Origin of the sequence: Microvirga sp. CF3016 (assembly GCF_036314085.1) — a bacterium.
Taxonomy (GTDB): domain Bacteria; phylum Pseudomonadota; class Alphaproteobacteria; order Rhizobiales; family Beijerinckiaceae; genus Microvirga.
Window position 1 is genome coordinate 21,859 of the sequence record NZ_JAYGGM010000009.1, and the last position, 11,656, is coordinate 33,514.

8 protein-coding genes are annotated in these 11,656 nt (G+C 56.8%); 4 read left to right on the forward strand and 4 right to left on the reverse strand.

The genetic code is table 11. The features are described from left to right. Nucleotides 1-86: 86 nt before the first annotated feature. Complete coding sequence (locus tag VB672_RS14400) at nucleotides 87-2,756, reverse strand: cadherin domain-containing protein (RefSeq protein ID WP_329784887.1); 2,670 nt, start codon at nucleotides 2,754-2,756, stop codon at nucleotides 87-89. Nucleotides 2,757-3,425: 669 nt separating this feature from the next. Further along, a complete protein-coding gene (gene hmgA, locus VB672_RS14405; RefSeq protein WP_329784888.1) occupies nucleotides 3,426-4,784 on the reverse strand; it encodes a homogentisate 1,2-dioxygenase in 1,359 nt (452 codons plus the stop codon). Nucleotides 4,785-4,843: 59 nt separating this feature from the next. On the opposite strand from hmgA, the gene VB672_RS14410 reads away from it, so the two are divergent. Further along, nucleotides 4,844-5,278 carry a MarR family winged helix-turn-helix transcriptional regulator gene (locus tag VB672_RS14410; protein ID WP_329784889.1) on the forward strand — a complete coding sequence of 145 codons (435 nt, stop codon included), beginning with the start codon at nucleotides 4,844-4,846 and terminating at the stop codon, nucleotides 5,276-5,278. 335 nt (nucleotides 5,279-5,613) lie between these two features. On the opposite strand, the gene VB672_RS14415 is transcribed toward VB672_RS14410, so the two are convergent. Further along, the gene (locus tag VB672_RS14415) at nucleotides 5,614-6,303 is read right to left on the reverse strand and encodes a hypothetical protein (protein WP_329784890.1); all 690 of its coding nucleotides are present in this window, start codon (nucleotides 6,301-6,303) and stop codon (nucleotides 5,614-5,616) included. 246 nt (nucleotides 6,304-6,549) lie between these two features. Next, on the reverse strand, nucleotides 6,550-7,164 hold the full coding sequence (locus VB672_RS14420; protein WP_329784891.1) for a winged helix DNA-binding protein: 615 nt from the start codon (nucleotides 7,162-7,164) through the stop codon (nucleotides 6,550-6,552). A gap of 267 nt (nucleotides 7,165-7,431) precedes the next feature. Here VB672_RS14420 and VB672_RS14425 point away from each other — a divergent pair, with 267 nt between their 5' ends. The 3 genes from VB672_RS14425 (at nucleotide 7,432) to VB672_RS14435 (ending at nucleotide 11,636) form a co-directional block, all read left to right on the forward strand. Then, nucleotides 7,432-9,153: a type I secretion system permease/ATPase gene (locus VB672_RS14425; RefSeq protein ID WP_329784892.1), complete on the forward strand. Its 1,722-nt coding sequence runs from the start codon at nucleotides 7,432-7,434 to the stop codon at nucleotides 9,151-9,153. Beyond that, on the forward strand, nucleotides 9,150-10,538 hold the full coding sequence (locus VB672_RS14430) for an HlyD family type I secretion periplasmic adaptor subunit (RefSeq protein WP_329784893.1): 1,389 nt from the start codon (nucleotides 9,150-9,152) through the stop codon (nucleotides 10,536-10,538). The genes VB672_RS14425 and VB672_RS14430 overlap by 4 nt, the downstream gene beginning before the upstream one ends. A 357-nt stretch (nucleotides 10,539-10,895) precedes the next feature. Beyond that, nucleotides 10,896-11,636, forward strand: coding sequence for a calcium-binding protein (locus tag VB672_RS14435; RefSeq protein WP_329784894.1), 741 nt, complete (start codon nucleotides 10,896-10,898; stop codon nucleotides 11,634-11,636). Nucleotides 11,637-11,656: the final 20 nt, after the last annotated feature.

Below are 11,656 nucleotides of genomic sequence, written 5' to 3' on the forward strand. Positions count from 1 at the left end.
GAAGCACAGACACAGAAGAAACAGCCCTTGAGAGACAAGCGGTTGATTAGACGGTCGGAGGCATGGCCTGCCTCCGACCGTGAGACTCAAAGGATGAAGTAGTTCTTCGAGAGGCTTACCCGATCATCCAGGTGGATCGTGAAATCTGCGACCTTGTCGCCGTTCACGTCCCCGTGAATATAGGTGTCGCTCTTTGCGTTCTCATACCGCAGCTCTCCAGCCTTCCCGCCAAATGCCTTCGTCCCAATGTAGGAGAAAGCCTGGTTGCCGCCCTTTGTCGTATTGGCATCAATGGCTGCAAAGTCGATCTGGTCCTTCTGCTTGGTCGAGAAGTCGAAGATCGTATCGCGCCCGGAGCTTAGGACACTCGTTTCCTTGATCGACTTGAAAATGAAGCTGTCGCTGTCAGAACCTCCCCAGAGATCATCAGCCCCTAATCCGCCGGTCAACTTGTCGCTGCCGCTGCCGCCATACAAATAGTCGTTGCCACCGTTGCCGGAGAGTTTGTCGGAACCAGCGCCCCCGGACAGCTTGTCCCGGCCGATCTTGCCCGTCAGCACATCATTGCGTGCTGTCCCGACTTTTGTTTCGGTGACGTCATCGACGTCGATCTTGAACGTCTGTAAGGTCGACTGGCCAGTGGAGTCTGTCGCCTGAACGGTGATCGTGTGACTCTGCTTCTTCTCGTAGTCGAGTGCCCTGGCCAGGGTAAGCTTGCCATCGGTCAGCTTGAAATAGCTTCCGGGATTGTTCACGAGGCTATAGGTAACGGTTCCGCCCTCTGGATCGTCAGCAGACAGCACGCCGACCCTGGTTCCAACTTCCGTCGTCTCTGAGATGGTAGATTTTGAGATGGAGATATTCTCCGGACCCTCATCGACGTTTCCGACGGCGATCGAGAAGTCTTTGAAAACGACATGGCCATCAGCATCGCTGACCTTGACCCTAATATCATGCTTCTTATTCGTCTCGTAATCCAGCTCGCCTTTAATTCTCAACTCGTTGCCCACGATCTCGAAGAGGCCGCCCGCATCATTGGCAAGAGTGAAAGTCAGCACCTTTCCTTCAGCATCGATTGCCGAGAGCAAACCGATAGTGTGCCCGGCTTTTTCACTCTCGAGCACAGAGTTGATGGAGAGGGCAACGTTCTTTGGAGGTGTGCCAGGAAGCTCAAGATTTCGGACAGTATCGAGGGTTATATCCGAGAATGTCGCTGCCTCGACATTTTTCAGGGTCGTCGCTCCCTCTCCACTTTTCAAAGCGATGACATAGCTGCCGTCCTGCTGTCGGGTCACATCATAGTCGGATCTGGCATTGCTGAAAATGACCTGATCGTAGTCGTTGCCGCCGTCGATTGTATCGTTGCCTTTGGTGGCGCGGATTACATCATCGCCGCCACCGCCGGAAATGGTGTCCGTAAAGTCAGTCCCGGCATAAAAGTCGGTTTTTTCCGATCCAATGAACTTCTGAGCGTAGCTGTCGAGAGCATCGGCGTACTTGTTCAGACGGTCAGCGCTCGCCGCATTTCCATACATGTAGGCAAGAGCGAAATTGTGAACGGGCCCGTTTGCTTCAATCACGGCCTCTTCGGCAGAGTTTGTCGGGACGGCGTTGAACAGATCAAGCCCGGCAATCTTCAGCTGAGCCTTGCCGCCGATGAAATAGCCATTACTGTCGTATGTTCCGCTTCCGCGCGTCCCATACTCGATCGTGTTTATCGTGCCTGCAACTGTATGAGTTCCGAAGGAATACTGCAGGCTCCCATGGGCAAAGACGTATTTGTCGGCAGGACTGGCGCCATAGCCTATGAACATCTCCTCGCCCGTGAACTGCCCGGAATTGTCGAAGACAGGCATACCGGCACCTTCGACGCCAGAGGTGAAGCCGCCACGAATGAAGGCCTCAAAATCCATTCCGTCGGCACCACTCGCATCAATGGTGATGGTGCCCTGCTGGGCTACAACATTGTCGGATGTGATGATGCCGTCGGAGAACTGAAAATTCTCAACATTGCTGACGGTATCAACGCCCTCAGAGCCGGCATTGCGTTCGTCCGTAATGGTAAAGCTACCGTTACCGTTCTGGACGACGATGTAGTCAGAACGACGTCCGGAGAACACGGCGACGTCATTGCCGTCGCCGCCGTCGATCATGTCGTTTCCACCGCCGCCCAGGATGGTGTCGTCGTTCACAGTGGCCGCGAATGTATCGGAATGCCCCGAACCGATGATGTTCTGTGCGTAGCTGTCTAGAACCGTGTTGATTGTATTGACAAGTGTCGAATCGGAACCGGCTTTCCGCAGCGCATTGTACAGGTTGTAGACAGGGTTCGCAGAGGTGTTTCCGGATCCGGGCGCAGAGCTGATGCTCCATCCGGAGATTGCCAAATCAGCGATAACTCCTGTCAATTCAGCGGGACCTGCGGCCTGAGCCGTATCCCGAGTACCGAACGTGACCGACTCGATCATACCTGAAATGCCGTGACCCTTGTCTGGTCCGTAGTGGGCATAGTCATAAGCGAGGTTTTTGCCCTCGATCAGCAGCTGCTTGCTCGTTTCCACACCTGAGCTGTTCTTGTACCGGAATCCAACTTGGGTGCCGTTCTGATATCCAAAGGGCGCAGGATCCGGTGTTCCGCCATAATAGCTTGATGCTCCAGTCTGCAGCCCCTGGAAGTAGGTGGCGAAGTAGGCATCGAGGTCGACGCCGCTCGCAGCATTCGATGCATTGATCGTGATGGTCTTGATTGTGGACACGTCAGCTCCCCTTTGCTGTCCCGCATGCCTGCACAATGACACGGCATGGAAAATGGCACGTGGATCGGCGGCGGCGATCCTGCTGGGAAGCAGCTTCTACTTTCACTTTTGCGTAGAGTCCACAGTAAATCGTAATATTAGAATAGATCTATATTTTGATGCCATATCAATTTTAATTATAATTATTCCAATTCAAGGGTAGCATCCTAAAATCTGTTGTTTCGAATTATAATAATTACAATCAATTGCATCTGAACCCGGGAAACTCCTGGATCAAACAATCCGCAGCTTCGAGTCGAATTGACTGTTCGTCCACAAGTCACACCACAACAATCCACCAGCGTGCCCGCGTGCGAATAGGTTCCTTGACGTGCGACGAACCGCAGGCGTGGCAGAATAGATACCACCGCCTGGGAGGAATGGGCCGCACTTGGCTTACGGTAGTCGTTTGAGCTGGACAATGATTGCAGAATCAATGGCCAGTAATAGTCATGCTACTGATAACCGTGGGATACCATTGATCCCACGGTCGAAACGATCATACCCGCGAGTTCGATCCGTTCACCTTGAGAACGGTTTTTTCCAAGATGAACGGATAGCTATGGGCTGAGAGTGCGAAGCTTTGGTGCTTAGGGACATGCACACGATCAGGCGCAATCATCGTCCCACTTATCGCCGGCTTGGATCGAAGTGCTTCGTCAGCTTATGGCCATACGCGCCATAATCCTTCTGCAGCGCTTCGGTCTGCGCCGCGAAGGCCGTTACCTTCTGCGGAAAGCGCGTCTCGAACATGAACGCCAACGTACCCTCCAGACGGTGAGGCTTCAGTTCCACACTGCTGGCTTTCTCGAACGCATCGACATCGGGCCCATGCGGCAGCATAGTGTTGTGCAGCGACATTCCGCCCGGCACAAAACCGCCACCGGTCTTTGCATCATAGACGCCGTAGATCAGCCCCATGAACTCGCTCATCACGTTCATGTGGTACCAGGGCGGCCGGAACGTGTTTTCCGCCACCAACCAACGGTCTGGGAAAATCACGAAATCGATGTTGGCGGTGCCCGGCGTCTCGGAGGGCGATGTCAGTACGGTGAAGATCGAGGGATCGGCATGGTCGTACAGGATCGGCCCCACCGGCGAGTAGCGCCGCAGATCGTACTTGTAGGGCGCGTAGTTGCCGTGCCAGGCCACGACGTCGAGGGGCGAGTGATCCATGTCCGCCACCCACAGTGAGCCACCCCACTTTACGTACATCTTGGACGGTGTATCCTTGTCTTCGTAAGCCGCTACAGGGGTGAGGAAGTCGCGCGGATTGGCCAGGCAGTTGGCGCCGATCGGCCCGCGCTCCGGCAGGGTGAAGGCTCCGCCGTAGTTCTCGCATAGGTACCCGCGCGCCGGCCCGCCCGTGAGCTCCACCCGGATCTTCACACCGCGGGGGATGACGGCGATCTCACCCGGCTCGATATCGATGATGCCGAACTCGGTCCACAGCCGGAGGCTCCCCTGCTGCGGCACGAACAGCAGCTCGCCGTCGGCATTGTAGAAATACTCATCCGCCATCGAACGGGTGATGAGATAGACATGGGCGCCCATCCCGGCCTGGGAGCCGGCATCACCGGCCGTGGTGATGGTGCGGATGCCCTCCAGGAACGAGACGCTCTCATCGGGCAGCGGGATCGGGCTCCAGCGCATGGGCGCGATCGGCACCTCCACCTCGACCGCGGGCGCCGTGCGCCACAAACCGATATCCGCTTTCTGAAACTGGCCCCAATGGGAGACAGTGGGGCGGATGCGGTAGAGCCAGGAACGCTCGTTGGTAGTGCGTGGCGCCGTGAAGGGAGAGCCGGAGAGCTGCTCGGCATAGAGGCCGTAGGCGCATTTCTGGGGTGAATTGCGGCCAATGGGCAGCGCACCGGGCAGCGCCTCGGTCTCGAAGCCGTTGCCGAAGCCGGACATGTAGCCGGGCTGGATTGCGCTCTCTAGCCGGTCGGCCGCCTGATTCTGCAGGGATGGATTCTGGACATTCATGGGCAGGACCTCCACAATTGGTCACAATTGTAACTGTCAATTTTGTAACCAACAACGCCATGGCCAAACTGCAGCTTGAGCATTTCCTGCCTTACCGGCTCAACCGGATCGCCGCGGCCGTCTCGCAGGACTTCCGTTCCGTCTACGGTCCGCGTCATGACCTGACAATTCCGGAGTGGCGCGTACTGGCTACCCTTGGTCAGTTCGATGAAATCAGCGCCAAAGAGATCGGCCAGCACTCATCCATGCATAAAACCAAGGTGAGCCGGGCCGTGCGGGCGCTAGAGGAGCGACGCTGGCTCAAGCGCCGCGAAAGCGAAGACGACCGGCGGGAAGCGATCCTGACGCTCACTGCACTCGGGCAGAAGGCATACCGCGAGATCGTTCCAAAGGCTGTGGCGTTCGAGCGTCACATCCTGGACGAGCTCGGCTCCGATTCCATCGCCCTCATAGCGGCACTGGAGCGGCTTGAGCACATTTTCAGAGTGCGTTGATCTTGAGCTTGAAACCACAGTGTTTCAAAACCCATGGCGGTTCCGACACTTATCGCATTGACGGCGTCAACAAGGCGTGACGGCGAAGCCGAAGTATGTCATCGGGAGCTTCTCGATGGTCGCATCGGCGGTCCTCAATGATGGTCTTGTCGAACATGGCTTTCAGTTCCGGATCACTCTTGCGCGGGCCGAACAGGCTCCCGCGCCCGAACCTGCCGCCCTGGAAACGCGGGCCCTACGAGCATCATGCCCGCGTTACCGGCTTTCGCGGCAGTCTCAACTTCAATACTGCGGAGAGCATTGCGCCTACCAACAAAGGCAGCATCACCGTCGCATCATACGTCGGCAACAATTGAACGGATATCTTGACCTTCAACAAGGGCTTCCAGCGTTGCTCCCAGCCTCCCGACGTCCTTCAGGTAGGGAAAGGTATTGTGTCCCGTCTCCAATTCAATGACATCGGTCTGTGGGAATTTGCTCAACCGGCGTGCGACATCCATGTCAAATTCGTTCTGCCTTCCAACCAAAATCGTGATCGAACTTCTGACGTTGGCCAACAGAACCGGCGTCAGATCTCCACACTCGATCTGCGTATCCCTCAAGTGTCGGATGCTTAGGCTGTTTGGCAAGTTCAGGACATATTCCGGAGCAGAGGCCAATATGCGGTCGGCTCCAATGCAAATGCCAATGCCTAGAGCCGGAAAGCCTCCCATGGAGTGACCAAGGCACAGGATCTCGTGATCAGCGAACTGCGATCTCACGTCCTGCAAAAATGCAAGCAGGCCTGAATAGGAAGGGGCGACACCCGGAACGCCCGACTGGTACCATTCGTTCAGGCCTGGGTTCAGGAAGAGTTTTTTGCAATCGACATTGCGAAGGAAGCTGGAATGCGCTCGTGTCCCAAGTTGCTGGTTTATATACGAGAAAACTATCAGAAGTTTCTTACGGTCCGAGTGAGGCTCGAAAATCAGGTACTCCGAATTTCGAATCGGTACCGATCGAGTTCCTATCAACTCTTGCAACATGCAGGTTCAATCCTTCATAACACTCATCACGAGCCGCCGGTTCATCGGCCCGACAGGAGGAGCCGACACCGTCATGAGCTTACCCGCGGTCTTTCCGCGGCAGCCGCAGGCGCCGAAGCTCACATCGATCAGCAGTCTGGCTTCCAAGGCCCCGTGAGCAGGCCCCAACCGGCCTGCTCGCCCTGTCGGCGGAGTGGAGTGTTTCCACTCTGGATCAAGGAGCAGCACCGATATCAAACGATAGGATCATTCATCTGAGGCTATCCCTCGGTAGCGGACGGCATTGCTCCATGCCTGTTCGATTCGCTTCAGGGTCCTGAACGTGGTTTCAAGGTCCCGAATCTCCGCCTCATTGCGTGCGACGAGCTGATGATACGTCTTGTCGTTCCGCCTGATCATGTCGCACAGCTCCCGCCCCTTATCAGACAACCGGATGCGAGCGGATCTGCGATCCCGCTCCGAGGCAGTGCGAATAACATACTCGGCTTCGACAAGCCGCTTGAGGCTATAGGAGGCATTCGATCCGAGATAATACCCGCGCTCGATCAGATCGCGAACCGACAATTCGCTTGATCCGATTGTGAATAGCATCATCACCTGAGACGGGCTCAGGTCATCAATGCCAGCCTCGATCAGATCGGCCCGTACGAGATCGAGAGACCGTCGATGCAATCTTTCGATCACGCGAACGATCTCGATATGGGTAATTCCTGCCGGCTCGGCTTGAGGCGACTCATGGCCTTCAGCGCGGTTCACGCGTTCGTCGCTCCTTCGATAGAGGGTCTGCAACGTGGCGTGCAGGTTGGACTCCGGGTCGTTTTCCGCGACAATCCAAGGCAAGGAGTTCGAAATATTTTGCATGTTTTACCCCATCGTCCATCAAATAAATTAGTTCGAATTTCGAACTAATTTAGCAGCTCTCTTGGCATCATCCTCATATCCAAAGAGTAATTTGGATAATCGCGAGAGCCCTTATTGTTGTTTCCTCTGCCAGAGACTTTTTATTGTACGTCGAATCATACTTTATGGGTAGACGTTCTACCATCTGTGTTTCATAAATCCTCTCGAACAACTTTTAGGCAAAATTTAGATCTGCCGCATCGTTGCCTCTTTTGGAGTCACTCCTGCATGAAGAAAACGGCCAGTTCGGAAGCATCCGCCGTCATCCACCAGGGGCGCAGGGCGTTTGCAACCGGAGTCGTCTATGCCGCCGCCCTGAGCGCCGTCATCAACGTGCTCCAGTTGACGGTTCCTCTTTTCATGCTTCAGGTGCATGACCGGGTTGTGAATAGTCAAAGCACGGACACACTGATCATGCTGATTATCGTGTCCGCCCTTGGCCTGACAGTTTATTGCATTCTCGATTACGTGCGCGCCCTCACCTACCAGGTCATGGCAAGCAAGCTGATCAGAAAGCTGAACCTTCCGGTCTTGGAAGCTGCCATATCCGCATCCGTGACGAAAGGGATCTCGAAATCCGGCCAAACGGTCCGCGATCTCAATGATATCCGGACTTTCATCGTCGGAAGCGCGATCAGCGTTCCGCTGGAGGCCTTTTGGGCCCCCATCTTCCTTGCAGTCCTCTTCGCTCTCCATTGGCTCTACGGTCTTGTGGCACTGATCTCGGCTGTCATCATCATCGCTCTCAGCCTGTTGTCCGACTTCCTGACGCGCCGAGCCATGAAGCGCGCCAACGAATCCTCCGTGCAGAATCTCGGCGAGATCAGCGGCACCCTCCGGCATGCGGAGGCGATCGAGGCAATGGGGATGCTCCCGGCGCTCTCGGAACGGTGGCGCCATTCCCAATTGCACACACAGGATCTTCTGGACGTCATGGCCCGCCGGAGCCGTGCCATGGCATCCGTCACGCGCACCTGCCGGTATGCGATGCAGATTGCCGTTCTCTCGGTCGGTGCAATCCTTGTCATCCGGCAGGAAGTGAGCCCCGGATCGATGGTGGCTTCGAGCATCATCATGGGCCGCATGCTCCTTCCCTTCGACTCGATGGTCGACGGCTGGCGGCAATGGGTCTTGGCAATCTCCGCCTGGAAAAACGTCAGCGATCTCATCGAGAACCAAGCTCCCAAGCGGGAAACTAAACCGACGCCGCGGACCCAGGGCGAACTCACGGTCGACCGGCTGGTCTATGCGCCTCCCGGCTTCGACGTGCCTGTACTCAAGGGCCTGTCCTTCACTCTATCACCCGGCGAGGTGCTTGGCATCGTCGGCCCTTCGGCAGCCGGCAAGTCAACACTCGCGCGCGCGCTCATCGGTGTGACCAAGCCCACATCCGGCGGGGTCTACCTCGATGGCAACAACGTCTATCTCTGGGAGCGCAGTTCGTTCGGCGACATGGTCGGCTACTTGCCGCAGAGCGTATCCCTCCTCGACGGAACCATCCGGGACAACATTGCCCGGATGCGGGACTCCGACCCGCGGCTGGTGCTGGAGGCAGCCCGGCTCGCCGATGTTCATGAGATGATCGGCCGCCTCCCCCTCGGATACGATACGCCCTTGGGGGATGGTGGCTATACCCTGTCCGGCGGACAGCGGCAGCGAATCGGACTGGCACGGGCAATCTATGGCAGACCGCGCCTGATCGTGCTCGATGAGCCGAACTCGAATCTCGATACCGATGGCGAGCGCGCGCTCGTTCGCACCATAGAGACTCTGCGCGCCGACGGAGCGATCATCATCCTGATCGCCCACCGTCCCTCCGTCATGCAGGCTGCCGACAAGCTCATGGTTCTGCAGGAAGGCAGGATCAGCCAGTTTGGCCCGCGAACCTCCGTCGTCAGCGCCATCACTCCCGGAGAAAAGCCGGTTGCTGCTGTGAAAGGAAGCGCATGAGACAGCGTGCTGAAATCGTCAAGCGTACGACACCGTTCATCGTGGCCTCTTCGGTCGTGAACATCGAGGCCTCCAGAGACCGCTTCCGGGAGCACGATCCAGGCGAGCCCTCCTATCGCGGGCCCGTGATCGCAGGCTTAGCCACGATCTTCCTCGGCCTCGGCGGTCTCACGACGTGGGCCTTCTCGGCCCATCTGGACAGCGCTGCTGTCGCCACAGCAACGGTCGTGGTCGATTCCAAACGCAAGACCATCAGCCACCTGGAGGGCGGCATCCTCAAAACGCTGCTCGCCCGTGAGGGAGAGGTCGTGCAGGCAGGGCAGCCTCTCCTGCGCCTTGACGACACAAGAGCTAAGGCTGAACTGGAGCAACTGCGCTCCAAGCGAATTGGCCTTGAAGCACGGCTTGTGCGCCTGCGAGCCGAGCAGGCCGGCCTGAGCGATCTCAGCTTCCCTGACACCCTGCTCAAGATGGGAGGACCTACGGCGGAGGAGATCTTGAAAGCCGAAAGGAAATTCTTCATAGCAAGGCGCGAGATGTTCAATCGGCGCGTCGATATCCAGCAGAAGACCATCGAGCAACAGGTTGCAGAACTCCAGGCTGTGAAGTCCCAAACCGAGGCAAACAGCCGGCAGTCGGAATTGCTCGACCGAGAACTCAAGGCAATCGCGAGCCTTGTTGAAAAAGGTTATGCGCCACGTCCCCGGTTAACCGAAATGCAGACGCGCGAAAGCCAGCTCCAAGGCGATGCCGGTGAGTTGCTCTCCCGCAAGGCAAAGGCGGAGCAGGCCAAAGCTGCCGCGGAACTCGAGATCCTTTCCCTCGGCAACGATTTTCAGCAGCAAGTCGCTGCTGACATCCAAGCCGCTCAACTTGAGCTGGCCGATACTGTCGGTCGTATAGACGCCGCGACCGACGTTCTGCGACGCGTCGAGATCGTTTCTCCGGAAAGAGGCGTGGTAACAAATATTCGCTCTCACACGCTAGGGAGCGTCATTGCTGCCGGCCAACCCATTCTCGACATCGTGCCGGAGAACGAACCTTTGATCGTCGAAGCGAAAATCGGCCTGCGCGATGTCGATTCCGTTCACATCGGGGCACCAGTCCAGATTCGACTGACTGCATACAATAGCCGAAGCACGCCTCCGCTTGCAGGCAAGCTGACCTACCTCTCGGCTGATCAGCAGATGGATGATCGCAACAATTACGCCTACTTCATCGCACGTGCTGAGATTGTCCCGGAAAGCCTCAAGGCCAATCCGAACACAGCGCTCTATCCAGGAATGCCGGCAGAGGTCCTCATCATCAACAAGCCCCGGCGTGCCATCGATTACCTTCTAGGCCCCATCACAGAGAGCTTCGATCGCGCGTTCCGAGAGGAATAGAGCAGCCTCGTCGCTCCGTTAGCTCGAAGCCCAATCTCCCATCGGCAGTGAAGAAGGCCGCGCGTGAATGCGCCTGGAAAATAGTTCGAATTTAGAAGTATACTAAAGCGTATAGCGAACTTAGATAAAACTAAACAAATGCAGTTATGAAGTTTTTATAAAGGTAAAACGTCAAAGAACGAAATACTACTTTAGCATTTACATGTACAACCAAGTACTTTACTTAACGATATGCCGGGAGGGCGAGCAGAACAGGTCCTATCCCGGACTCCCTCGCGCAGATGGCGCTTCATTTTGGCTTGAACATGGAACCAGGGGCGCAGCGGCCTACACGGTTCCGACAAAAGGATGACAGATATGGCGACGATTGGTGGTGGAGCCTCAAGCGATTCCTTGCAGGGCACTTCCGGTGCAGACGTGATCTTCGGCAACGGCGGCGACGACCTGATCCTGGGTGGCGGTGACAGCGATGCTGTTTCCGGCGGAACCGGAGCCGATGTTCTGTTCGGCGGAACTGGAGATGATTGGATTTCCGGTGGCGCCGACGATGATGTCTTGTTCGGCGGCGTCGGTGCCGATGTCCAGCAGGGCGACGCTGGCAACGACATTCTGTTTGGCGGCAACAGCGACGATATCTTACTTGGCGGCGTTGGAGACGACTATCTCCGGGGCGGCAACGGCAATGACATCCAACGCGGTGGCGACGGCAGCGACGTCCTCGAAGGCGGCTCTGGCGATGACCTCCTGCAGGGTGGAGCTGACAGCGACATCCTCCGTGGCGGATCCGGCGCCGACATCCTCGATGGTGGTGCGGGTGATGATGTCCTTCACGGAGGCGCAGGTGGCGACACGTTCGTCTTCAGCGGAGGCGGCGGCAACGACGTCGTTCTCGACTTCAAAGCCGGTCAGGACATTCTGCAGATCTCGAAAGGCATCAACGGAACCGACATCGCCACGGCCGACGATGTCGCTGGCCGCGTCCAGCAGGTCGGCAGCAATACGATTGTTGACCTTGGCAACGGCGACACGATCACCCTCGTGAATGTGAGCGCAGACGACATCAATAGCAATCCGAGTGACTATTTCTCGGTTCACTAGTCTGGAAATCCAGCAAAGCT

Bases quoted from the DNA above. Each gene is read 5' to 3' on its own strand.
- hmgA (WP_329784888.1), bottom strand. From the start codon at position 4,784: ATGAATGTCCAGAATCCATCCCTGCAGAATCAGGCGGCCGACCGGCTA.
- VB672_RS14410 (WP_329784889.1), top strand. From the start codon at position 4,844: ATGGCCAAACTGCAGCTTGAGCATTTCCTGCCTTACCGGCTCAACCGG.
- VB672_RS14415 (WP_329784890.1), bottom strand. From the start codon at position 6,303: ATGTTGCAAGAGTTGATAGGAACTCGATCGGTACCGATTCGAAATTCG.
- VB672_RS14420 (WP_329784891.1), bottom strand. From the start codon at position 7,164: ATGCAAAATATTTCGAACTCCTTGCCTTGGATTGTCGCGGAAAACGAC.
- VB672_RS14425 (WP_329784892.1), top strand. From the start codon at position 7,432: ATGAAGAAAACGGCCAGTTCGGAAGCATCCGCCGTCATCCACCAGGGG.
- VB672_RS14430 (WP_329784893.1), top strand. From the start codon at position 9,150: ATGAGACAGCGTGCTGAAATCGTCAAGCGTACGACACCGTTCATCGTG.
- VB672_RS14435 (WP_329784894.1), top strand. From the start codon at position 10,896: ATGGCGACGATTGGTGGTGGAGCCTCAAGCGATTCCTTGCAGGGCACT.